Raw genomic sequence first — 22,971 nt, forward strand, 5'->3', positions numbered from 1 at the left:
GGCTACAGGGTGCTCCGGGTTCAGCCCTGGCGCCGGCTATGGGGTGGAGGTGTAGCGGCGTACAACCGCTAACGGTTGTACGCCCTACAGAAAAAACTTCCGTTCACGCCATAAAATCTTGACGAACGAAAGTTCTTGGGTTTTGATTCGCGCAATTATCTTTCGAATCGAAACTTAAGTATTCATGTCGAAACGCAACACGCCACAACGCCGCCACGACATCCTGGCGCTGCTCGCCGAGCAGGGCGAGGTCAGCGTGGACGATCTCGCCCGCCGTTTCGCCACCTCCGAGGTGACCATCCGCAAGGACCTCGCCGCCCTGGAAGGCAACGGCCTGTTGCTGCGCCGATACGGCGGCGCGGTGCCGATGCCCCATGAGCTGATCGGTGAGCCAAGCCAGCCGCTGTCGCGCTACAAGCAGGCCATCGCCCGTGCGGCGGCCTCCTGCATCCGCGAGCACGCACGAATCATCATCGACAGCGGCAGCACCACAGCGGCGCTGATCCCTGAGCTTGGGCGCAAGCCGGGGCTGGTGGTGATGACCAACTCCCTGAGCGTGGCCAACGCCCTGCGTGAGCTGGAGCGCGAGCCGGTACTGTTGATGACCGGCGGAACCTGGGACCCGCACTCCGAGTCCTTCCAGGGCCAGGTGGCCGAGCAGGTGCTGCGCTCCTACGATTTCGACCAGTTGTTCATCGGCGCCACCGGCCTGGACCTGGAGCGCGGCACCACCACGTTCAACGAACTGCTGGGGTTGAGCCGGGTCATGGCCGAGGTCGCCCGCGAAGTGATCGTGATGGCCGAGTCCGACAAGCTGGGCCGGCGCATCCCCAACCTGGAACTGCCCTGGAGCAGCGTCCAGATCCTGATTACCGACGAACGCCTGAGTGACGAAGCGTTCGAACTGATCCAGGCGCGTGGCGTGAAAGTGATCCGCGCGCGCTGCGAAGACTGAAAAGGAGAGCCATCCCATGTGTGGAATCGTAGGCGCCATCGCCGAACGTAACGTGACCCCGATCCTCGTCGAGGGCCTCAAGCGCCTCGAATACCGTGGCTACGACAGTGCCGGGGTGGCCGTAGTCGATGGCTCCGGCGCGCTGGATCGCCGCCGCCGCGCCGGCAAGGTGTCCAGCCTGGAGCAGGCCATCGAGGAGCAGCCGCTGCTCGGCCGCCTGGGCATCGCTCATACCCGCTGGGCCACCCACGGCGCGCCTACCGAGGCCAACGCCCACCCGCATTTCTCCCACGGCGAGCTGGCGGTGGTGCACAACGGCATCATCGAGAACCACGAAGCCCTGCGCGAGATGCTCAAGGCGCGCGGTTACGTGTTCACCTCGCAGACCGATACCGAGGTCATCGTCCACCTGCTGCACCTGCGCCTGAGCGAGATGGGCGACCTTACCGTGGCACTCAAGGCGACCGTAAAGGAGCTGCACGGCGCCTACGGCCTGGCGGTGATCAGCGCCAAGCAACCGGACCGCATCCTTGCCGCACGTAGCGGCAGCCCGCTGGTAGTCGGCTTGGGTCACGGCGAAAACTTCCTGGCTTCCGACCAGTTGGCCCTGCGCCAGGTCACTGACCGCTTCATCTACCTGGAAGAAGGCGATATCGCCGAAATCCGCCGCGACAGCGTGCAGCTCTGGGACGTGAAGGGCAATCCGGTGCAGCGCGAGGCCGTGCGTTACCACGAAGGCGCCGAGGCCGCCGACAAGGGCGAGTACCGCCACTTCATGCTCAAGGAAATCCACGAGCAGCCGTCCGTGGTGCAGCGCACCCTGGAAGGTCGCCTGGGCACCGAGCAGGTGCTGGTGGATAACTTCGGTCCGCAGGCCCGCGAACTGCTGGCCAAGGTGCGCAACGTGCAGATCGTCGCCTGCGGCACCAGCTACCACGCGGGCATGGTTGCCCGGTACTGGCTGGAAAGCCTGGTCGGCATTCCCTGCCAGGTCGAGGTCGCCAGCGAGTTCCGCTACCGCAAGGTGGCGGTGCACCCGGATTCGCTGTTCGTCACCATCTCCCAGTCCGGCGAGACCGCCGACACCCTGGCCGCGCTGCGTTATGCCAAGGAGCTGGGTTTCCTCTCGAGCCTCTCGATCTGCAACGTCGCCACCAGCTCGCTGGTGCGCGAATCGGACATGACCCTGCTGACCAACGCCGGCCCGGAAATCGGTGTCGCCTCGACCAAGGCCTTCACCACCCAGCTGGTGGCGCTGCTGCTGCTGACCCTGGGCATCGGCCAGGTGCAGAAGCGTCTGGGCGAGGGCGTCGAGGCCGAGCTGGTGGCCGAGCTGCGCCGCCTGCCGACCCGCCTGGAAGAAGCCCTGGCGATGGAGAGGGTGGTGGAGAAGGTCAGCGAACTGTTCGCCGAGAAGCACCACACCCTGTTCCTGGGCCGTGGCGCGCAGTATCCGGTGGCGATGGAAGGCGCGCTGAAGCTCAAGGAAATCTCCTACATCCACGCCGAAGCCTACCCGGCCGGTGAGCTCAAGCACGGCCCGTTGGCCCTGGTGGACGCCGACATGCCGGTGGTCACCGTGGCGCCGAACAACGAGCTGCTGGAAAAGCTCAAGTCCAACCTGCAGGAAGTGCGCGCCCGTGGTGGCGAGCTGGTGGTCTTCGCCGAGGGCGGCAGCGGCATCGCCAATGGCGCGGGCACCCACGTGGTGGGCATGCCGGCGATTCATGATTGCCTGGCGCCGATCCTCTACACCGTGCCACTGCAGCTGCTGTCCTACTACGTCGCCGTGCTCAAGGGCACCGACGTCGACCAGCCGCGCAACCTCGCCAAGTCCGTGACCGTGGAATAAACCGGTCACCGTCGGGTGGTCTCCGAGGGCCGGCGCGTTGCGTCGGCCCTCTGTCCTTCCTTCTCCCGCTTCTGATGTGTAGGCGTTTGCGCCGTAAAGCCGTCACAATTTCCCTACAAAACCTTCACGAATTCTTCGCGCTCCTGCCAAGACGATAAGTCAGCCTTTGCGCAGCGTCCGTAACGGGCGAACTGCGTAGCCGAGGCCATTGCGGCTCCGGACTTACAAGACCAGGAACCGGCCATGGCCGGTCACCAACAACACACTGGCTCGGGCGACCCATGACGATCGAAGCGTTCGTGCTGACACGGGATGTTTCCGCCCTCGCTTCCCGCTGGGGTCGACATCCATGAAGTTCCTGGTCACCGGCGCTGCCGGTTTCATCGGCTTCCACACTGCGCAGCGGCTGTGCCGCGACGGCCACGACGTGGTCGGCATCGACAACCTCAACGACTACTACAGCGTCGAGCTCAAAGAGGCGCGCCTGGCCTTGCTGCGCCAGGAGCGCAACTTCCGCTTCGAGCGCCTGGACATTGCCGATGCGCCGGCCCTGGCCGCGCTGTTCCAGCGCGAGCGCTTCGAGCGGGTGATCCACCTGGCCGCCCAGGCCGGGGTGCGCTATTCGCTGGAAAACCCACAGGCATACGCCGACGCCAACCTGACCGGCTTCGTCAACCTGCTCGAAGGCTGCCGCCATTCGCAGGTCGGCCACCTGGTGTATGCCTCCAGCAGCTCGGTGTATGGCATGAACAGCAGCATGCCGTTCAGCACTGACGCGGCGGTGGACCAGCCCGTGTCGCTGTACGCCGCGACCAAGCGCGCCAACGAGCTGATGGCGCACACCTACGCGCACCTTTACCGGCTGCCGCTCACCGGCCTGCGCTTCTTCACCGTGTACGGCCCCTGGGGGCGTCCGGACATGGCGCTGTTTAAGTTCACCCGGGCGATCCTCGAAGGCCGCCCCATCGATATCTACAACAACGGCGAGATGTCCCGCGACTTCACCTACATCGACGATGTGGTGGAGGGCGTGGTGCGCATCCAGGATTGCCCGCCCCAGCCGGGCGAGCGCGGCGAGGCGCCGGTGGCGCTCTACAACATCGGCCGTGGCGAGCCGGTGCGCCTGCTCGACATGGTGGAGTGCGTGGAGCACGCGCTGGGCCGCCGGGCCGTTCGCAACTATCTGCCGCTGCAGCCCGGTGATGTGCTGCAGACCTGGGCCGACGTCGAGGCGCTCGCACAGCGCACCGGCTTCCGCCCGGCGACTTCGCTGCAGAGCGGGGTCGAGCGATTCGTTCATTGGTACCGCGAGTTCTACGCGGTTGAAGAGTCCTGCGCCGGTGCGGCGTGAAGGCCACGGAGTAAGAGTCCAAGCATGTCCAACAGCCCTTACGTGTCGGTGCTGATTCCGGCGAAGAATGAAGCCGAGAACCTTCCCGGGCTCCTTGAGGAGGTCCGCCAGGCGCTGGCCGGCGAGACCTTTGAAGTCATAGTGGTTGACGACGGCAGTACCGACGCGACCCGTGCCGTGCTGCAGAGCCTGCAGCGGAGTGGTTACGCCGAGCTGCGGGTGCTGACCCACGAGCGCTCGCTGGGCCAGAGCACGTCCATCTACCACGCCGCCGAAGCTGCCCGTGGCCAATGGCTGGCGACCCTGGACGGCGACGGGCAGAACGACCCGGCGGATATCCCCGGGATGCTCGCCATGGTTCGCGCCGCCGACTGCCCGGCGGATCTCAAGCTGATCGCCGGACACCGTGTGAAGCGCCAGGACAGTGCCAGCAAGCGCTGGGCCTCGCGCTTCGCCAACCGCCTGCGCGGCCGCCTGCTCAACGACCACACGCCCGACACCGGCTGCGGGCTCAAGCTGATCGAGCGCGAAGCCTTCCTGCGCTTGCCGTACTTCGATCACATGCACCGCTTCATTCCGGCGCTGATCCAGCGCCACCAGGGCGCCATGCGTGTGCACCCGGTGAACCACCGGCCGCGCAACGCCGGGGTGTCCAAGTACGGCAACCTGGACCGCGCGCTGGTGGGCATCCTGGATCTGTTCGGCGTCTGGTGGCTGATCCGGCGCACCCGCCTGGATGCCGTTCCCCGCGAACTGGGACGCTGATCCATGGCGAACCAGGGCGAGCCGGGCAACCCCCTTTCCAGCCTGGCCCCCCTGCGTGTCGGGCCCGGAACGCAGCATTCCTGGTTGTGGCGTTGCGCCGAGCGGCCCTGGCTGCTGCTGGCGCTGGCGGCCCTGTTGCTGGGGGCCGGCCTGGGGCTGCGCCAGCCGGGCAACGTCGATGAGGAGCGCTTCCTCGGCGTCGCCCTGGAAATGCTGCAGAACGGTGACTGGCTGATTCCCCACCGCGCCGCGGAAATCTATCCGGACAAGCCGCCGCTGTTCATGTGGCTGGTGGCGCTGCTGGTTCGCCTGGGAGTGACGCCGAACCTGGCGCTGTTCCTGCCGGCTTTCGGTTCCGGTCTGGTGGCCACCGCCTGCCTCTACGACCTGGGCCGTCGCCTGTGGAATCGCCGCATCGGCGTCATCGCCGGGCTGCTGTTCCTGGCCACCTACCAGACCTATTCGGTGCTGCGCGATGGCGGCATCGACGGTTTCCTTTGCCTGTGGATCAGCCTCGGCATCTATGGCCTGTGCCGCCACCTGCTGCTCGGTCCGGCGTGGCGCTGGTTCTACCTGGCGTGTGCGGCGATGGGCCTGGGCATCATCAGCAAGGGCGTGGGCTTCCTCCCGGCGCTGATGCTGATTCCCTACGCCTATGCGGCGCGCAAGGGCTGGCCCGGTGTGGTGCGCATACCCAGCCAGGCGCGCGCCTGGTGGCTGGGCCTGCTGGTGGCGCTGGGGGCCATCGCACTGTGGCTGGTGCCGGTGGTGCTGCACGTTCTGCTGAGCGGTAGCGCCGATGGCCGCGCCTACCTCGACGACATCCTCCTGCACCAGACCGCCAAGCGTTACGCCAGCGCCTGGCAGCACCAGGAACCGTTCTGGTACTTCTTTGCCAAGGTCATTCCGCAGTACTGGCTGCCGCTTGTGCTGGCCCTGCCGTGGATGGTGCCGGCCTGGCGCCGACAGCTGGCCCGCCATGACGGCCGCCTGCTGGTGCTGCTCGGCTGGGTGGCGCTGGTGCTGCTGTTCTTCAGCCTGAGCACCGGCAAACGCAAGCTCTACATCTTCCCTGCGCTCCCCGCCCTGGTGCTGGCCATGGCGCCGCTGGTGCCCTGGCTGCTGCGCCGCTGGTTCGCCGAGCGGCCGAGGGCGCGCAAGGTCTTCCTGGTCATCGCGCTGTTCTGGTTCGCCGCCTGGTTTGCCCGTGGCTTCATCGAGCCGCTGCGCGACCCCGGCGACGACCGCCGTCCGCTGATGGCGGAGGTGGCACGCCTGAGCGGCGGCGCCGAGCTGGTGCTGACCAACTGGCGCGAGGGCCACTGGCTCTACGCCCGTCAGCCGCTGGTGCACTTCGGCCTGGATACCCCGGACCCATTGAACAAGGCGCTGACCTGGTTGCGCGGCCATCCGCAGGCGCTGGCCATGGTCTCCGCCGAGGGCCTCGACCGTTGCTTCCGCCGCGAGCGCGCCCGCGAAGTGAAGGGGGACTACGAGGAGCACTGGTTCCTGGTGGGCGCCGATGCCGACAACGGCCAGTGCGCCGACGACGCTTCCGCCCCGGCCTACCGCTTCGCCTGGAAGCAGCCGTACTTCTGAGTTTCCACTTTCCTGGGAGTCTGAACGTGAACAGAGCCGCCAACAGCGTGGATGTCATGCAGCTGCACCCCCTGCGCCGTCGTTTCGACCGGCGCACCTTGCTGTGGCTGGCTCTGACACTGGTGCTGCTGGTGCCGGGCGTGACGCTGCTGCTCATGAAGCACTGGCCGCAACAGGCCTACTTCTACCTCAGCAGCCAGCTGCACGCTTCGGAGTGGGCCGGGCGCAGCGTCTGGCTGCCCGACTACAAGGTGGTGATCGATGCGCAGCCGGTGAAGGGCATCGAGTCCGACCTGTCCGCCCTGAGCTACGACTTCGACCATGATCGCCTGATCGCCGTGACCAACGCCGGTGCCATGAAGCTGGCGGTGCTGAGCAAGACCGGGGAGCTGCTGGCGCAGTATCCCATGACCGGTTTCCAGGACGTCGAAGGGGTGGCCTACCTGGGCGGCGGCCTGGTGGCGGTGTCCGATGAAAACTTTCAGCAGATCGACTTCTTCACGCTGCCGGAGCAGCCCGGCCAGGGCATCGACGCCCGCGATGCGCAATCGTTCGCCCTGGAGATCAACCCGAGCGTGCACAACAAGGGTTTCGAAGGGCTGACCTACGACCCGGACCACGACCGCCTGTTCATCGGTAAGGAACGCGGTCCGCGGCAGATCTACGAAGTCACCGGGGTTCGCGCGAGCCTCGCCGGCAAGCTGCAGCTCAAGGTGATCGACCACACCGCCTGGGTGAAGCGCAGTGTGTTCGGCACCGATATCTCCGACCTCCACTACGACCGCAAGAGCGGCCACCTGCTGGTGCTCAGCGAGGAGTCGAAGCTGATCATGGAGTTGGACGGGCAGGGCAAGCTGGTCAGCTTCCGCTCGCTCGGCGGCTTTGGCGACCTGAAACACGCGGCGCCCCAGGCCGAGGGGATGACCATGGACGCTGACGGCAATCTCTACGTGGGCAGCGAGCCGAACCTCTTCTACCGCTTCGAGAAGCAGCGCTGAGGGGGCCGCTTCGGCTGCCCCTGGGGCGACTCCTTCATTCAGCGAAACTGCTTCAGGGTCCCCGAAGGCTCACTGACTCTGCGCGCTGGCGCCCTCGGCCTGGCGCCGGATCAGCGCCAGGTTGCGCAGGTAGACCACGATGCCGAAGGACTGGCCGAGGATGATGACCGGGTCGCGCTGCGCCACAGCGTAGCTGAACAGCAGCACGCTGCCGGCCATCGACAGGTACCAGAAGTAGATGGGGTTGACCGGCCGCCCGGCGCGCTCGGAATACCATAGCTGCAGCACGAAACGCCCGGTGAAGAGCACCTGGCCGACCATGCCGAGGGTGGTCCAGAACGGATCGGCGCCGGTGATGGCATGGATGATCGGTTCGGGCTTGGACATCCAGCCCAGCGCGATGGCCACCGCCGACCAGGTCAGCCAGGGCCAGGCGAAGAACAGCGCCCGGCCGCCGCCGTGGCGACGATCCAATTCCAGGTTGCGCAGGTAGATCGCCAGGCCCGCGAGTTGCCCCAGGCAGATCACCAGGTCCCGCTGGTGGGTGGCATAGGCCAGCAGCAGCACCGCGCCGGCACAGCTGAAGTACCAGAAGTGCACCGGCATCAGGCTCTTGCGGGCGCGTTCGGACAGCACCCACTGGACCAGGAAACGGGCAGAAAAAGCCGCCTGCGCGGCCAGTCCGATGGCAAACCACAATGGATTGGCTGCGTTCAAGCAGAGCCCCTCGGTCGAATCGACGAAAGCCGCGTCTTTCGCGGCCTGTAGCACTGCCCGGCAGTATACACGGGGCAGATGTCTCTTAAATGTCGGCGACGAATGGTCGAGCGATAGGGCTGAGCGGTGGCGAGGGAAGGGGGGAGATCAACATTCCCCCGGTGCCTGCACGTCCGGGGGTGTGGACGGGGCACCGAGGCCAGGCGGCAGGAGCCGCAACACGAGGGGAATGGAAATCGACCTTGTCTTGTGGACAAGGTCGGACCCCGACCCTCCGAGGGGTACCTGACAAGTCTCCCGAAGGGCGCAAGGCGGGCCAACGATAGAAGCTGGCCACTGGCCGGTCAATCGAAAACGACAAACGCCCGTTGGGCCTGTCCGATATTCGAACCAAAAGCGCGAGGCAATGCCGCGCAATTCGTTAGCCGGCTATCGGAGGTGTCTATACTGTTTCTGATTGTGTCAGCGTCAGATCGCCCGGACCAGGCGGCGATAGGGCTGATACGGGGCGGCCAGGGACCTCCGCCCAAAGATCCGGGACGCTGTTCAACCCAATCAGAGAAGCCCCATGAACGCACCTGCCTCCGCGCCGCAGTACTCCGCCCATGAGCGCCGTACGCGCATCCTCGCCATCGTTGGCGCCTCCTCGGGCAACCTGGTGGAGTGGTTCGACTTTTACGTCTACGCCTTCACTGCCTTGTACTTCGCCCACGCCTTCTTCCCATCGGACGACCCGACGGTGCAACTGCTCAACACCGCCGGGGTGTTCGCCGCCGGCTTCCTGATGCGCCCCATCGGCGGCTGGATGTTCGGCCGCATCGCCGACAAGAAGGGCCGCAAGACCGCAATGATGATCTCGGTGCTGATGATGTGCGGCGGCTCGCTGGCGATTGCCGTGATGCCGACCTACGCCAGCATCGGCGTCGCCGCGCCCGCCTTGCTGCTGCTCGCGCGACTGTTCCAGGGCCTTTCGGTGGGGGGCGAGTACGGCACCAGCGCCACCTACATGAGCGAGGTAGCGCTCAAGGGCCAGCGCGGCTTCTTCGCCTCCTTCCAGTACGTCACCCTGATCGGCGGGCAGTTGCTGGCGGTATTGGTGGTAGTGGTCCTGCAGCAGTTGCTCACCACCGACGAGCTGAAGGAATGGGGCTGGCGGATTCCCTTCGTGGTCGGCGCCATCACCGCGGTGATCGCCTTCTACCTGCGCCGTTCGCTGAGCGAGACGGCCAAGGAATCCAACCTCCAGCGCAAGGAGTCCGGCACCCTCACCGAACTGTTCGCCCACCACAAGCGCGCCTTCTTCACCGTGCTGGGTTTCACCGCCGGCGGTTCGCTGATCTTCTACACCTTCACCACCTACATGCAGAAATACCTGGTGAACACCGCCGGCATGGACCCCAAGGTGGCCAGCGGCGTGATGACCTTCGCCCTGTTCGTCTACATGTGCATGCAGCCGTTGTTCGGCGCGTTGTCCGACCGCATCGGGCGCAAGACCTCGATGCTCTGGTTCGGCCTCCTGGGGATGATCTTCACCTGGCCGATCCTCTCCGCGCTCAAGGCGGTGAGCAGCCCCTACCTGGCCTTCGTGCTGATCATCGCGGCCATGGCCATCGTCAGCCTGTACACCTCCATCAGCGGCCTGATCAAGGCGGAGATGTTCCCGCCGCAGATCCGTGCCCTGGGCGTGGGCCTGTCCTATGCGGTGGGCAACGCCATCTTCGGTGGCTCGGCGGAATACGTCGCCCTGGGCCTGAAGAACCTTGGCGTCGAGGAGTACTTCTATATCTACGTCTCGATCATGTGCGGCGTGGCGCTGGTGGTCTGCCTGCTGCTGCCGGACCTGCGCAAGGTCAGCTACCTCAACGACGAGGACTGACCTTGCCCTGCGCCCGGCGCTTCAGTCGCTGCCCCGGCCACGCAATGCATGATCGGGCAGCGCCAGGGCGATCAGCAGCGTCAGGGCGCCGAAGCCGGCATTGATCAGGAACAGGTGGCTGAACACCCGGTCCAGTGTCTGCCGCTGGGGCTCATGGCCGGCGCCACTCAGGCTGTCGAGCAGGGCGCTGGCCGACAGGCCGTGGCCGGCGTCGCCCGCAAGCGGTTGCAGCATCGCCAGCAGCAGGGCCGACATCAGCGCGATGCCCACCGCGCCGCCCAGGGAACGGAACAGCGTGATGTTGCTGGTGGCCACGCCCAGGTAGCGGCCGTCCACGGCGCTCTGCGCCGCCACCAGGCTGGTGGGGAACTGGGTGCCGGCGGCGGTGCCGGTCAGCAGCATGCACAGGCCCGAGAGCAGGTAGGCGTCCGGCGGCGCCAGCGCCAGGCCGGCGATGGCGCAGGGCGTCAACAGCGCGCCGGCGACGATCTGCGGCTTGTAGCGGCCGAGGATCGCCGTCAGCCGCCCGCAGCAGTAAGCGCCCAGCGGCACACCCATGGCCAGGGGCAGCAGGTGCAGCGCCGCGCTGTCCGCGCCGGCGCCGGTGACCGACTGGAAGCGCAAGGGCACCAGTACCGATAGCGAGATGACCTGGAAGCTGGCGAAGAAACTGATCAGCCAGCTCAGCGTCGCCGCGCGGATGCGGAACAGGTGCATCGGAACCAGCGGTTCCGGCGCCCGGCGCTCCTGCAGCACGAACAGCGCGATCAGTACCAGCGCGGCGGCGAACAGCCCGAGCATCTGCGGATCGTTCCAGCGCGCGCCCTGGCCGACCTCGGTGATCGCCAGCAGCAGGCTGCCCAGGCCGGCGATCATCAGCGCGGTGCCCAGGTAATCGATCACCGGCTGCCGCCCCGGTACCGGCAGACCGCGCAGGGTGCGCCGCGAGACGGCGAGGGCGACCAGGCCCACCGGCAGGTTGATCAGGAACACCCAGCGCCAGGACAGGTACTCCGTCAGCAGGCCGCCGAGCACGGGACCCGCGATGCTGGCGATGGCGTACATGCTGCTGAAATAGCCCTGGTAGCGGCCGCGTTCACGGGGCGGGACGATGTCACCGATGATCGCCTGGCTCACCGACATCATGCCGCCGGCGCCAATGCCCTGCAGCACGCGGGCGAGCACCAACTGTTCCATGCTCTGCGCCGCGCCGCAGAGCGCCGAGGCGGCGGTGAACAGGGCGATGGCGAACAGCATCAGCACGCGCCGCCCGTAGAGGTCACCGAGCTTGCCGTAGATCGGCATGGAGATGGTCATCGCCACCATGTAGCCGGAGATGACCCAGGCGAGCAGGTCGAAGTCGCCGAAGCCGGCGGAGATCGCCGGCAGCGACACGGCGACGATGGTCTGGTCCAGCGCACCGAGGAAGATCGCCAGCATCAGCCCCACCAGAACGGTGCGGACCGCCGGACGCGGTGCGGAGAAGGTATTCAAGGTGGCCCCCTTCACTACAGAGGTCCTCCGGTCGGAATGCGCACGGAGGGGGCGACAGTGTAGTCCAATGAAGGAATGGCCGGTCATGCCGGCATCATCGTTACCGGCTGGGAAAGGCTCTATCTGAGGACTGGAAACGAAGTATCGCGGCGGCGCTGCTACGCTTGCGTAGCGAACTATCGTTGCATACGTTCTTTTTGGAACGCCCCCGCCGGGGGCGCAATCCACTGCAAAGAACCCGGTAGACGCACCGCTGCATGGGTGCCCGATAGTCTTTTGCGGGCCAGGCCATAGGGACAGACTATGGAGTAACTGGTCTATAGTTCTTCAGCCCTGTGACCAGGAGGTATGCATGAAAGCCAATCTGCCCTCTGAGTTGCTGTCCCTGCAGTTGCCGCTGCGCATACGCATCGGCGAGGCCCAGGCCTTCGACCTGGGGCCGGACCCGCAGGTAACTCTCGTCGTGCGTGACCCGACGCTGCTGACCGAGATCACCCAGCCCAGCCTCGATGTGCTGGGCCGCGCCTACGTCGAAAAGCGCATGGACATCGAAGGCCCGATCGGCGAGGTGATCGCCATGGGGGATGCCCTGAGCGCAGCCCTGGGCGGTGATGACGACGCGGGTGACTACGTGCGCGAAAGCCACGACAAGGCCACCGACGCCGAGGCGATCCACTACCACTACGACCTCTCCAACGCGTTCTACCAGCTCTGGCTGGACCCGGAGATGGTGTATTCCTGCGCCTACTTCGAGACCGGCCGCGAAAACCTGGCCACCGCGCAATTGGCCAAGCTGCGGCACCTGTGCCGCAAGCTGCGCCTGAAGCCTGGCGAGACGCTGCTGGATGTCGGCTGCGGCTGGGGTGGGCTGGCGCGCCTGGCGGCGAAGGAATTCGGCGTCCTGGTGCACGGCATCACCCTGAGCGAGGAGCAGCTCAAGCTTGGCCGTGAGCGGGTCAAGGCCGAGGGCCTGGAAGGCAAGGTGACCCTGGAGCTACGGGACTACCGCGACCTGCCGCGCGACGGCCGTTTCGACAAGGTGGTCAGCGTCGGCATGTTCGAGCACGTCGGCCACGCCAACCTGGGTATCTACTTCCAGCACCTGTTCGATGCGGTGCGCCCGGGCGGGCTGGTGATGAACCATGGCATCACTTCCAGCAACACCGATGGGCGTCCGGTGGGCCGTGGCGCCGGCGATTTCATCGACCGCTACGTCTTCCCCCACGGTGAGCTGCCGCACCTGTCGCTGGCCGTTGCCCGCATGAGCGAGGCCGGACTGGAGGTGGTCGACGTCGAAGGCCTGCGCCTGCATTACGCGCGCACCCTGGACTTCTGGAGCGCGAGCCTCGAAGCGAAGCTGGCTGAAGCGGCGAAGATGGTGCCCGAGCAGGCCCTGCGCATCTGGCGCCTGTACCTGGCCGGCTGTGCCTACGGCTTCAAGAAGGGTTGGATCAACCTGCACCAGATCCTCGCCAGCAGGCCGCACGCTGATGGCAGCCACGAGGTGCCGTGGAGTCGCGGCGACATCTACGCCTGAGGTGTTCCACGGACGATACCGGGCCCGGCTTGCGGGCCTGGTTCGTCCGAACCACGACCAAAGATGATGTCGTAATGCTTGCATCGGGGGCTGGCAGAGGGTAAACCGTCGCCTCCCTTTGGCTCGCCTCTTCGGAACCATGGTGTCTTTCTTTCCTGAATTGTCCCTCGTCGAACTCACTCCGGGCCAGGCGCCGTGGCCTCTCCTGCTGCTGGCCGACCCCTGCCGAGCGCAGATCGAGCGCTACCTGCCGCAATCCCGGGTGCTGGCGCTCCGCGACGGCGAGTCGGTGCGCGGCGTACTGACGTTGACGGCACGCAGTTGGGGCGTCGTCGAAATCACCAACCTCGCGGTGGAGGAGGAGTGGCAGGGTCGCGGCCTGGCTCGTCGCCTGCTGACTGCCGCGATCGACGCAGCGCGCGCCATCGGTGCCCTGCGCCTGGACATCGCCACCGGCAATTCCAGCCTGACGCAACTCGGCCTGTACCAGCGCATGGGCTTTCGCATCGCCAGCGTGGAGCACGATTACTTCTCGCTGAACTACCCGGAACCCATTATCGAAAACGGCATCCGCTGCCGGGACCGAGTGCGCCTGGATATGGTGCTCTAAGGGCGCGCCCAGCGGCTCACCGCCACCGCGTCGTGGGCATGCAGGCTTTCCGCATGCACCACGCGCACCTCGAAGCCCGATACCTCTTCCCGTTGCACCAGAGCCTCGTGCAGCCGGCGGGCGGCGTCCTCGCAGAACATCAGGTTCTGCCCGTTGGCCAGGGCGAAGGCCTGCTCGTCGGCGCGCTTCACCGCGGTCTGCACGGCGGTGCCGAGGGCCGTTTCGGCGTGGTCGATCAGTTCATTGAACGGAAAGGCCGTCGCCTCCGGGGCGAGCCGCAGTCGCAATTGCGCTTCGCTGCGTTGGCTGTGTGGGGTGGCGACGATGCCCTGCGGACTGCCGAGCCAGGCGCGGACTTCCTCGGCCTGCAGGGCCCTGCCGGCGAAGTCGGCGTCGAAGCGCTGCTGGATCAACTGGCGGGCGAGCGCCGCGGAGCAGGGGCAGGTGGAGGAGTAGGGCAGCGACAGGTGCAGCGCCAGCGCCAGCTCGTCGCCCTCCAGTTGCGCGTGGATTTCGCAGGCATAGCGCTTCCAGCCGCGTAGTGGACTGACCAGGGCGGGGCGGCGCAGCATCAGCTCGAAGCGCAGTGCCAGGCTGGCCTGGCAGGAAAGCTGCGCATGGCTCATGAGGAATTGCCCCAGCGTTTCACGCAGCAGGGCGGGCGACAGCTCCGCCTCGGCCAGCACCTCCAGCGCCAGGTACAAGCGCGACATGTGGATGCCGCGCGCCTCGGCGTCGTCGAGGCTGACGCCCGCGTCGGCGAAGGCGGCGACGCGCTCGCCGGCGATCTGCAGTGGCACGGCGATGCCCTGCATGCCGACCCAGTGGAGCGGGACAGGCAGGTGCGTGGGCTGGCAAGCGATATCGGGAAGGAAGGCGGTCATGGGCGGTCATCGTCGGAAATTGTTATAATATAACGTATTTGCCTGGCAGCATTTCCGCAACGGATTCCTTCAACGTGCCTGCTGCTTGCAACCGCTGACCCGCCCGCAGGTCAGGCGGGTGCTGTCGCCGGAGGAACTGCTGAAGCGGCTGATGTTGGTCCAGCCGATACCCCGGCTGGTGCCGATCCACACCTGTCCGTCGCTGGCGACGCCGCTGAAGAACGTCAGGCTGCCGTAGCGCGTGCCGGTCTGTGCCCAGCGCCTGCCGCTGGCTGCCTCGAAGCCGCGCAGGTAGGTGTCGTGGCCCAGGGTGGCGACGCTGTAGAGATCGCCCGCATCGGTCATGCAGGCCAGAACCTGTGCCGACCAGGCACAGCGTGCCGGTGCCTCGCCGGGGAAGGGCAGTGGCGACTGTCCGCTGGCATGGGCGAACGGAGCGAACAGGCAGAACAGCAGGGCGCGGCGCAGCATCGGGTATCCGCAGCATCGGTGAGGGCATTGGTATCGCACGTCGGCGACCGCTTGTCGATCTTGCATTGTTATAATATAACATAAAAGATCACCTCCGATCCGGAGACGGCCATGACCGAACAGGAACTGCTCGCCCAGCCCGGCGAGGCCTACATGAGCGAGGCACAACTGGGCTACTTCCGCGACCTGCTGCTGAACCAGCGCGGCGAGTTGCAGGGGCGCATCGACGAGGAATTCCACGCCCTGCAGGACGGCGAACGGCCCAGCGACGACGCCGACATCGCCAGCCGCGAGGAAGCGCGCCAGTGGCAACTGCGCGTGCTGGAGCGCGAGAAGAAGCTGCTGGACAAGATCGACCAGGCGCTGGAGCGCCTGGCCCGGGGCGACTACGGCTGGTGCGAGGAGACCGGCGAGCCGATCGGCCTGCGCCGCCTGCTGCTGCGCCCCACCGCCTCGCTCTGCGTCGAGGCCAAGGAGCGCCAGGAACGGCGCGAACTACACGTCCGCGAAGCCTGATTTTCTGGAGCCCACCCGTGAACAGCCCCATGAACAAGCCACTCCCCGTCACCGTCCTGTCCGGCTTCCTCGGCGCCGGCAAGAGCACCCTGCTCAACCATGTGCTGAAGAACCGCGAGCAGCTCAGGGTCGCGGTGATCGTCAACGACATGAGCGAAATCAACATCGACGGTCGCGAGGTCCAGCGCGATGTCAGCCTCAAGCGCGGGCAGGAGCGCCTGGTGGAGATGAGCAACGGCTGCATCTGCTGCACCCTGCGCGAAGACCTGCTGGAAGAGGTCAGCCGCCTCGCCGGCGAAGGCCGCTTCGACTACCTGCTGATCGAATCCACCGGCATCTCCGAGCCGTTGCCGGTGGCCGAAACCTTCACCTTCCGCGACGAGCAGGGCCGCAGCCTGTCCGACCTGGCGCGACTGGATACGCTGGTCACGGTGGTCGACGGGCTGAACTTCCTCACCGACTACCAGGGCGCCGACAGCCTCGCCGAGCGCGGCGAAACCCTCGGCGAGGATGACGAGCGCTCGCTCAGCGACCTGCTGGTGGAACAGGTGGAGTTCGCCGACGTGATCCTGGTGAGCAAGATCGACCTGATCAGCAATGCCGAGCGCGACGAGCTGCTGGCGATCCTGCGCAGGCTCAATCCGGACGCCTACATCCAGCCCATGGTGATGGGCCAGGTGCCGTTGGCGCGTATCCTCGACACCGGCCGCTTCGACTTCCAGCGTGCCGCCCGCGCGCCCGGCTGGCTCAAGGAGCTGCGCGGCGAGCACCTGCCGGAGACCGAGGCCTACGGCATCGCCTCCACCGTCTACCGCGCGCGCCGGCCCTTCCATCCGCAACGCTTCCACGACTTCCTGGCGCAGCCCTGGAGCAATGGCCGCCTGCTGCGCTCCAAGGGCTTTTTCTGGCTGGCCAGTCGTTACCGTGAGGCAGGCAGTTGGTCCCAGGCCGGCGGCCTGCTGCGCCATGGTCTGGCCGGACGCTGGTGGCGGTTCGTGCCGCGCGAGGACTGGCCGCAGGACACCACCGAGCTGCAGGCCGTGCTCAAGCATTGGGACGCCGACAGCGGCGACTGCCGCCAGGAACTGGTGTTCATCGGCCAGGACCTGGACGTCGGCCGCCTTTGCGCGGAGTTGGATCGCTGCCTGCTGAACGACGCCGAGATGGCTGCCGGCACGTCCGCCTGGAAACGTCTGCCCGATCCTTTCGAGCCCTGGACCGCTGAAGCCTGAGGCTTCCGCACGGGGTAGGCCGGGCCGGACGGACAGGCAAAAAAAAAAGGGCCGCCAGGGGATGGCGACCCGATTCACCAAGATCATGTTCGGCGTGGGGTGCCGAGAGGGTGTGAGGTACCCAGCGACAGTAAGCCTGAGACGTATGACAGGCCGATGACCGTGCCTCAGGGCTTGCGCCACTGGCCGTGGCTCTGGCCTTCGCAGAACGGCTGGAGGATGCGCGCGTCGCTGGCCACCCCGTAGTAATGGATGTCCTGGCGGTAGGGCATGCCCTGCACCTGGGCGTTCTCGCAGACGCCGAAGGCGCCGCTCGGGCAGCTATCAGCGTAGGTGACCTGGACCTTCTGGTCCTTGAGCTGCGGCTGGCAGAACCCGTCGCGGAACAGCTTTTCGGGAATGCTGCGGTTCTGCTGGCAGACCTTCACGTCGAGGTTGGCGCCCTGGCTGTGCACGACGCAGGCTTCGCCGTGGGCGAGCAGCGGCAGGCAGGCGAGGGCGAAGGGCAGGAGCTGGCGCATGGTCGGTCCGGGGGTGCGATAAGAAGCCGCGACTCTAGCGCTTTTCCCGACGAGCGTCAGGCGGCACCATGGGCGAATGTTGAAGCAGATCCCGACTCATCTCATTGCCGGCTCCCTCGGCGCGGGCAAGACCAGCCTGCTGCGCGACCTGCTGGCCCAACGTCCGGCCCACGAGCGCTGGGCGGTGCTGGTCAACGAATTCGGCCAGGTTGGCCTGGACGCCGCGCTGCTCAGCCGCGACGAGGACGGCGTCGCCCTCGGCGAGGTCGCCGGCGGTTGCCTGTGCTGCGTGAATGGCGCACCCTTCCAGGTCGGCCTGGGCCGGCTGCTGCGCAAGGCCAGGCCGCAGCGGCTGTTCATCGAACCCTCCGGGCTCGGGCATCCCGCGCAGCTGTTGGCGCAACTGCGCGCCGCGCCCTGGCAGGGCGTGCTGGCGGTCCAGCCGCTGGTCATGGTGCTGGACGCCGCGGCACTGGCGGCCGGACAACCGTTGCCCGAGTCCCAGCAGAATGCCTTGGCGCAGGCCGGACTGTTGCTGCTGAACAAGAGTGAAGACCTCGATGACGCCGCCCGCGCCGCGCTCCTGGCCGGCCTGCCGGCGTTACCGATGCGCTGGACCACCCAGGGCCGGCTGGCGCTCCCCGAGTTGCCGACCACGCCCCTGACGGAGGCCGCGAGCGAATTGCCGACCCTGCCGAAGGGTGTGGAAAGTGCCGTGCTGCTGCGTCGCGACCAGCCGATGCGGCAGGTGCGTATCGAGGACGGCCGGCAAGCGATCGGCTGGCGCTTTCACCCCGACTGGCGCTTCCGCATTGCCGAACTGGATGACTGGCTCGCCGGTTTACCGGGGCTGCTGCGGGCCAAGGCGGTCCTGCACGGCGAGGCCGGCTGGCTGGCGTGCAACCGCACCGCAGAGGTTGCGCCCTGGACGCCCAGCCCCTGGCGGCGCGACAGCCGGATCGAGCTGATCCTGGCGGCGCAGATGGACCCGCAACCGCTCCACGACGCGCTTTTGCGCCATGCCATCGCGCCATCCTGACGGACGAGGTTGCCCTTGCGGGATTAGTGAATGATAATAATTATCAGAAGTTACTGCTTCCTGAACTCTTTCCGCAGGCTTTCTCATGTCGTTACCCCAACTGCGCGAAGCGGCTGATGACCCTCTCGCCGTGTCCGCCGAGGCCCCGCTGTTCCCTGCAGCCACGGTGGAAGACAGCGCCGTATTGCCCAGCGTGAACGCCCAGCGCGTCAACGAGGCCAACCTGCGCCTGGTCAGTTGCGAAGGGGAACGCCGGGATGTGGACGTAACCCCCGAAGAGGTGCTGATCCCCTACGCCATTCCCGTGGAAGGCGTGGAGGAGGGCGAAGAACCGCCGCGCAGTGGCGGCTGGTGGCGGCCCTCGGGCCTGGCGATCGGCATGCATGCGGCGATCGTCGCCGCGCTGTTCTGGGTCGTGCCTGCGCCGACGGAGCTGAACCTGGGGCAGGGCGAGCTGCCCAAGGCGATGCAGGTCAGCGTCGTCACCCTGCCGCCCAAGCCCGAGCCTGTGCAGCAACCGCCGGCCGCGGCGCCGGTGCCGACACCGCCTGAGCCGCCCAAGCCGGTCGAGCCGCCCAAACCGGTGGAAAAGCCCAAGCCAAAGCCCAAGCCGGTGGAAAAGGCCATTCCCAAGGTCGCGCCCAAGCCCAAGCCGAAACCCAAGCCCGAGCCTGAGGCGGAGTCGGCGCCGGAAACCACCGCGCCGCCGACCCCGGCCGCCCCGCCGCCGCCCGCCGCGCCGACCGTTGGCCAGTCCACCCCGGGCGCGCAGTCGGCGCCGACTGGCTCCCAAGGCCCCGCCGGCCTGCCGACCGGCAGCCTCAACGACAGCGACATCAAGCCGCTGCGCATGGACCCGCCGGCCTATCCGCGCATGGCTCAGGCGAAGCAGATCCAAGGACACGTGAAGGTGTTGTTCACCATCACCAGCGATGGTCGGATCACCGACATCCAGTTCCTCGAATCGACCCCGCCGCGCGTCTTCGAGCGCAGCGTGCGCGACGCCATGGAAAGGTGGCGCTTCGAGCCCCGCACGCTGGGCGGTCGGATCGTGGCGCGCCAGGCGACCAAGGTGTTCAACTTCGAGCTGAAGAAAGGTCGCTGAGCCTCTTCTGACCCAATAAAAAACGCGCCCTGGGGCGCGTTTTTTATTGGCACGGTTCTTCGTAGGAGCGAGCTTGCTCGCGAACAGATTTGCCGGAGACTGCGTCGGTGGGGCGGTTCGCGAGCAAGCTCGCTCCTACAAAAGCATCAGCTCCGCACGCAACAATTCCAGCGCTTCCCGCACCCCGCCCACGGCGATCTGCGCCGGAACCCCGAGCATCAGGTTCAGCGGCAGGCCGAAGGCTTCCACCTGGTTGCCCTCGCGGTCGCGATCCGGTTCGTCGCCCTTCCACTCGCACGGCAGGCGCTCGGCACAGCTGCCGCCCTCCTGGATGTAGCCATACAGCGGCTTGCCCAGGGCGGCGGCGTAGCCCAGTTCGAAGGCCGTGCCGCTGTCCGGCTCGGCGCCACGGAAGGGGTTGAGGTTGGCGACCACCGCGTCGGCTTCGGCGATCAGCGCAAGGTTCGCCTGGTAGATCCACAGCGCCTGCTCCCGCGGCTGGTCGATCCCCTCGGGCACCGAGTGGTCCAGCGGATACAGCCCCTGCAGGCCGAACTCGGCGCACAGGGCCTTGAGCCGTTCACCCTGCTCGAAGGCATCGGGGCGGAACACGTCGGGGCCGGCGAGGTAGATCTTGAGCATGGTCAGAGTCCCATCAGCGACAACATCAGGAAGGTGGCGAACAGCACGAAGTGGGTCATGCCTTCGATGGCGTTGGTCTTGCCGTCATGCAGGTTGAAGCCGGCGACCATCAGGGTGATGAACATCATGCCGGTCTGCAGCGGGGTCATCGCCATCTGGATCGGCTGGCCCTTGAACAGCGCCAGGGCCTCGATCACCGGCACGGTGAGGATCACGGTGGACAGCGAGGCGCCCAGAGCGATGTTGACTACCGGCTGCATGCGGTTGGCCAGGGCTGCGCGCAGGGCGGTGAGGATTTCCGGGCTGGCGGAGATCGCCGCCACCAGCAGCGCCGGCACGATGGGCGGCACGCCGCTGCCTTCCAGGCTGACATCCAGGGTCTTGGACATCACCTCGGCCAGCGCGCCGATCAGCACCACGCCGACCACCAGCAACGCCATGGACTGCTTGCTGCTGCCCGCGGTCTCGTGGCCGTCGGCGTGCTCGCCGTGGGCGGCGTAGTTGTAGCTGAAGAAGTAGCTGTGCTGGCCGGTCTGCATGCGCAGGAACAGGGCATAGAGCATGACCATGCAGCCGATGGTGAAGAAGGAGTAGAGCTTCCACTGCTCGGCGGGGATCAGCTCCGGCACCACCATGGAGATGCCCACGGCGGTGAGGATCATGGTCACGTAGGTCTTGCCCGAGTCGTCGTTGTAGGACTGCTCGCCGTGCTTCAGGCCACCCAGCAGCGCGGCCAGGCCGAGAATGCCGTTCATGTCCAGCATCACCGCGGCGTAGATGGTGTCGCGGGCCAGGGTCGGCGAATGGTTGTGGCCCATCATGATCGCCAGGATCACCACCTCCACCAGCACCGCCGCCAGGGTCAGGATCATGGTGCCGTAGGGCTCGCCGACCTTTTCCGCGAGGATTTCGGCGTGGTGCGCCACCCGCAGCGAGACGCTGATGATCACGGCCAGCAGGACGCTGGCGGTGATCCCGGCGAGCAGCTTGCCGCCGCCCAGCAGCCCATGCTCCAGCGGGTACACTGCCAGCGCCACCAGCAGGGCGAGGATGAGGAATTTTTCGTCTTTGAGCGCACGCAGCATCGAGGGCTATCCATATCCGGTAGGAGCGAGTGCGCCATCTTAGGCAATGCCCGGAAGGCGCACCAGCCGCAGACAGGTGCCTTCGAAAGACGTGCCGAGCCGCCGGGCTGTCAGCGTTCGGCGGTCAGTTCACGCTGTACCCTGCGTAGTTCCTCCGCGATTTCCTCCACCTCGGCCTGCTTTTCCTGCAACTTGGCCTGAGCCTTGGCAATCTTCCCGGGGTCGCCCTTGGCCTGGGCCTTGCGCAGGTCGGCCCGGGCTTCGCGCACGTCCTCCTGTTTGTCGCTCAGTTCGCTCCTCAGCTTCGCCACGTTCTGCTCCGGGGTTCTGCTCGGATCGGCGGAGCCGTTGTGGGCGAAGCAATGGGCGTTGGTTTCGCTCAGCGCCCTTTTCAGCCCGGCTATGCGGTGGACATTGCCGTACTGCTGCGCTTTCTGCAGCTGGTACTCGAGCGCGGCCCGCTTGTGCGCGCAATCCGCGGACGCCAGGGTGGTGAATCCTGCTGTCATGGCGAATGCGAGAGGAAGAACAGTCCATTTCAGCTTGGTCATAGTGAAAATCCTTAAACACGTTTCACAAGGCAGAAAAGTTTTCTGCCATGACTCAATATAGGACTGTCGTGCCATCTCCCGGTACCGCTCGAAGCCCAAGTTGCCATCGGAATCCGTCTCGATATCTGTAGGTTTATTCGCGGGGCGCTGGACAATCCCCTGCGTCCTTTGCGGGCCGTGCGATAATTTCCCCGACCGCCTGATAACGAGACCTCACCATGTACGACTGGCTCAATGCCCTGCCCAAGGCCGAACTGCACCTGCACCTGGAGGGTTCGCTGGAGCCCGAGCTGCTCTTCGCCCTGGCCGAGCGCAACAAGATCGCCCTGCCCTGGGGCGACGTCGAGAGCCTGCGCCAGGCCTATGCGTTCAACAACCTGCAGGAATTCCTCGATCTCTATTACGCCGGCGCCGACGTGTTGCGCACCGAGCAGGATTTCTACGACCTGACCTGGGCCTACCTTGAGAAGTGCAAGGCGCAGAACGTCATCCACGTCGAGCCGTTCTTCGACCCGCAGACCCACACCGACCGCGGCATCCCCTTCGAAGTGGTGCTGCGCGGCATCCAGGGTGCGCTCAAGGATGGCGAGAAGCAGCTGGGCATCCGCCACGGGCTGATCCTCAGCTTCCTGCGTCATCTGTCCGAGGAGGAGGCGTTCAAGACCCTGGAGCAGGCCCTGCCGTTCCGTGACGCCTTCATCGCCGTTGGCCTGGACAGCTCCGAGGTCGGCCATCCGCCGAGCAAGTTCCAGCGCGTGTTCGACCGCGCCCGCGCCGAAGGCTTCCTCACCGTCGCACACGCCGGCGAAGAGGGCCCGCCGGAGTACATCTGGGAAGCCCTTGACCTGCTCAAGATCGAGCGCATCGACCACGGCGTGCGCGCCATCGAGGACGAGCGCCTGATGCAGCGCATCATTGATGAGCAGATCCCGCTGACCGTCTGCCCGCTGTCCAACACCAAGCTCTGCGTGTTCGACCACATGCGCGAGCACAACATCCTCGACATGCTCGAACGCGGCGTGAAGGTGACGGTGAACTCGGACGACCCGGCCTACTTCGGCGGCTACGTCACCGAGAACTTCCACGCCCTGCACGAGCACCTGGGCATGACCAGGGAGCAGGCGCAGCGGCTGGCGCAGAACAGCCTGGATGCGCGGTTGGTGAAGTGATG

The 22,971-nt window shown here is 66.4% G+C and carries 22 protein-coding genes and 1 pseudogene; 14 read left to right on the forward strand and 9 right to left on the reverse strand.

Going from position 1 to position 22,971, the window contains the following annotated elements:
- Nucleotides 1-184: 184 nt before the first annotated feature.
- The 6 genes from O6P39_RS00970 to O6P39_RS00995 all read left to right on the forward strand — a co-directional run bounded on the left by O6P39_RS00970 (nucleotide 185) and on the right by O6P39_RS00995 (nucleotide 7,520).
- A complete protein-coding gene (locus O6P39_RS00970) occupies nucleotides 185-955 on the forward strand; it encodes a DeoR family transcriptional regulator (RefSeq protein WP_275609631.1) in 771 nt (256 codons plus the stop codon).
- Nucleotides 956-971: 16 nt separating this feature from the next.
- The gene (gene glmS, locus O6P39_RS00975) at nucleotides 972-2,807 is read left to right on the forward strand and encodes a glutamine--fructose-6-phosphate transaminase (isomerizing) (RefSeq protein ID WP_275609632.1); all 1,836 of its coding nucleotides are present in this window, start codon (nucleotides 972-974) and stop codon (nucleotides 2,805-2,807) included.
- Between the two features lie 349 nt (nucleotides 2,808-3,156).
- Complete coding sequence (locus O6P39_RS00980) at nucleotides 3,157-4,158, forward strand: NAD-dependent epimerase (RefSeq protein WP_275609633.1); 1,002 nt, start codon at nucleotides 3,157-3,159, stop codon at nucleotides 4,156-4,158.
- A 24-nt stretch (nucleotides 4,159-4,182) separates the two neighbouring features.
- Nucleotides 4,183-4,923 carry a glycosyltransferase family 2 protein gene (locus O6P39_RS00985; RefSeq protein WP_275609634.1) on the forward strand — a complete coding sequence of 247 codons (741 nt, stop codon included), beginning with the start codon at nucleotides 4,183-4,185 and terminating at the stop codon, nucleotides 4,921-4,923.
- 3 nt (nucleotides 4,924-4,926) lie between these two features.
- On the forward strand, nucleotides 4,927-6,522 hold the full coding sequence (locus O6P39_RS00990; RefSeq protein WP_275609635.1) for a glycosyltransferase family 39 protein: 1,596 nt from the start codon (nucleotides 4,927-4,929) through the stop codon (nucleotides 6,520-6,522).
- Nucleotides 6,523-6,548: 26 nt separating this feature from the next.
- Nucleotides 6,549-7,520: an SdiA-regulated domain-containing protein gene (locus O6P39_RS00995; RefSeq protein WP_275609636.1), complete on the forward strand. Its 972-nt coding sequence runs from the start codon at nucleotides 6,549-6,551 to the stop codon at nucleotides 7,518-7,520.
- A gap of 69 nt (nucleotides 7,521-7,589) precedes the next feature.
- On the opposite strand, the gene O6P39_RS01000 is transcribed toward O6P39_RS00995, so the two are convergent.
- Complete coding sequence (locus tag O6P39_RS01000; RefSeq protein ID WP_275612051.1) at nucleotides 7,590-7,907, reverse strand: lipid-A-disaccharide synthase N-terminal domain-containing protein; 318 nt, start codon at nucleotides 7,905-7,907, stop codon at nucleotides 7,590-7,592.
- Between the two features lie 150 nt (nucleotides 7,908-8,057).
- Nucleotides 8,058-8,291: pseudogene (locus O6P39_RS01005) on the reverse strand (lipid-A-disaccharide synthase N-terminal domain-containing protein); the annotation flags it as partial.
- Nucleotides 8,292-8,805: 514 nt separating this feature from the next.
- On the opposite strand from O6P39_RS01005, the gene O6P39_RS01010 reads away from it, so the two are divergent.
- Nucleotides 8,806-10,113 carry an MFS family transporter gene (locus O6P39_RS01010; protein ID WP_275609637.1) on the forward strand — a complete coding sequence of 436 codons (1,308 nt, stop codon included), beginning with the start codon at nucleotides 8,806-8,808 and terminating at the stop codon, nucleotides 10,111-10,113.
- 21 nt (nucleotides 10,114-10,134) lie between these two features.
- On the opposite strand, the gene O6P39_RS01015 is transcribed toward O6P39_RS01010, so the two are convergent.
- Nucleotides 10,135-11,553: an MDR family MFS transporter gene (locus O6P39_RS01015; protein WP_275612052.1), complete on the reverse strand. Its 1,419-nt coding sequence runs from the start codon at nucleotides 11,551-11,553 to the stop codon at nucleotides 10,135-10,137.
- Between the two features lie 406 nt (nucleotides 11,554-11,959).
- On the opposite strand from O6P39_RS01015, the gene cfaB reads away from it, so the two are divergent.
- Complete coding sequence (gene cfaB / locus O6P39_RS01020; protein WP_275609638.1) at nucleotides 11,960-13,144, forward strand: C17 cyclopropane fatty acid synthase CfaB; 1,185 nt, start codon at nucleotides 11,960-11,962, stop codon at nucleotides 13,142-13,144.
- 139 nt (nucleotides 13,145-13,283) lie between these two features.
- A complete protein-coding gene (locus O6P39_RS01025) occupies nucleotides 13,284-13,754 on the forward strand; it encodes a GNAT family N-acetyltransferase (protein ID WP_275609639.1) in 471 nt (156 codons plus the stop codon).
- On the opposite strand, the gene folE2 is transcribed toward O6P39_RS01025, so the two are convergent.
- Entirely contained in the window at nucleotides 13,751-14,638 is an 888-nt protein-coding gene (gene folE2, locus O6P39_RS01030) for a GTP cyclohydrolase FolE2 (protein WP_275609640.1), read from the reverse strand. The two genes, O6P39_RS01025 and folE2, sit on opposite strands and share 4 nt — an antisense overlap.
- A 69-nt stretch (nucleotides 14,639-14,707) precedes the next feature.
- The gene (locus O6P39_RS01035) at nucleotides 14,708-15,109 is read right to left on the reverse strand and encodes a hypothetical protein (RefSeq protein WP_275609641.1); all 402 of its coding nucleotides are present in this window, start codon (nucleotides 15,107-15,109) and stop codon (nucleotides 14,708-14,710) included.
- Between the two features lie 111 nt (nucleotides 15,110-15,220).
- On the opposite strand from O6P39_RS01035, the gene dksA reads away from it, so the two are divergent.
- Together dksA and zigA are read left to right on the forward strand one after the other, a co-directional pair.
- Nucleotides 15,221-15,625 (forward strand): RNA polymerase-binding protein DksA, encoded by a 405-nt coding sequence (gene dksA / locus O6P39_RS01040; protein WP_275609642.1) that lies wholly within the window; start codon nucleotides 15,221-15,223, stop codon nucleotides 15,623-15,625.
- A 29-nt stretch (nucleotides 15,626-15,654) separates the two neighbouring features.
- Entirely contained in the window at nucleotides 15,655-16,857 is a 1,203-nt protein-coding gene (gene zigA / locus O6P39_RS01045; RefSeq protein WP_275609643.1) for a zinc metallochaperone GTPase ZigA, read from the forward strand.
- 167 nt (nucleotides 16,858-17,024) lie between these two features.
- Here zigA and O6P39_RS01050 read toward each other — a convergent pair whose 3' ends face one another.
- Nucleotides 17,025-17,378 (reverse strand): NADH:ubiquinone oxidoreductase, encoded by a 354-nt coding sequence (locus O6P39_RS01050; RefSeq protein WP_275609644.1) that lies wholly within the window; start codon nucleotides 17,376-17,378, stop codon nucleotides 17,025-17,027.
- 76 nt (nucleotides 17,379-17,454) lie between these two features.
- Here O6P39_RS01050 and O6P39_RS01055 point away from each other — a divergent pair, with 76 nt between their 5' ends.
- On the forward strand, nucleotides 17,455-18,417 hold the full coding sequence (locus O6P39_RS01055; protein WP_275609645.1) for a CobW-like GTP-binding protein: 963 nt from the start codon (nucleotides 17,455-17,457) through the stop codon (nucleotides 18,415-18,417).
- A 130-nt stretch (nucleotides 18,418-18,547) separates the two neighbouring features.
- On the forward strand, nucleotides 18,548-19,522 hold the full coding sequence (locus tag O6P39_RS01060) for an energy transducer TonB (protein ID WP_275612053.1): 975 nt from the start codon (nucleotides 18,548-18,550) through the stop codon (nucleotides 19,520-19,522).
- A gap of 135 nt (nucleotides 19,523-19,657) precedes the next feature.
- Here O6P39_RS01060 and O6P39_RS01065 read toward each other — a convergent pair whose 3' ends face one another.
- The 3 genes from O6P39_RS01065 to O6P39_RS01075 form a co-directional block, all read right to left on the reverse strand.
- A complete protein-coding gene (locus O6P39_RS01065) occupies nucleotides 19,658-20,164 on the reverse strand; it encodes a nucleoside 2-deoxyribosyltransferase (RefSeq protein ID WP_275609646.1) in 507 nt (168 codons plus the stop codon).
- Between the two features lie 2 nt (nucleotides 20,165-20,166).
- Nucleotides 20,167-21,249: a calcium:proton antiporter gene (locus O6P39_RS01070; RefSeq protein WP_275609647.1), complete on the reverse strand. Its 1,083-nt coding sequence runs from the start codon at nucleotides 21,247-21,249 to the stop codon at nucleotides 20,167-20,169.
- A gap of 110 nt (nucleotides 21,250-21,359) precedes the next feature.
- Entirely contained in the window at nucleotides 21,360-21,800 is a 441-nt protein-coding gene (locus O6P39_RS01075) for a DUF1090 domain-containing protein (RefSeq protein ID WP_275609648.1), read from the reverse strand.
- A 218-nt stretch (nucleotides 21,801-22,018) separates the two neighbouring features.
- On the opposite strand from O6P39_RS01075, the gene O6P39_RS01080 reads away from it, so the two are divergent.
- Nucleotides 22,019-22,969 (forward strand): adenosine deaminase, encoded by a 951-nt coding sequence (locus tag O6P39_RS01080; RefSeq protein ID WP_275609649.1) that lies wholly within the window; start codon nucleotides 22,019-22,021, stop codon nucleotides 22,967-22,969.
- Nucleotides 22,970-22,971 lie beyond the last annotated feature (2 nt).

This window comes from Pseudomonas sp. PSE14 (assembly GCF_029203285.1).
Lineage (GTDB): Bacteria > Pseudomonadota > Gammaproteobacteria > Pseudomonadales > Pseudomonadaceae > Pseudomonas.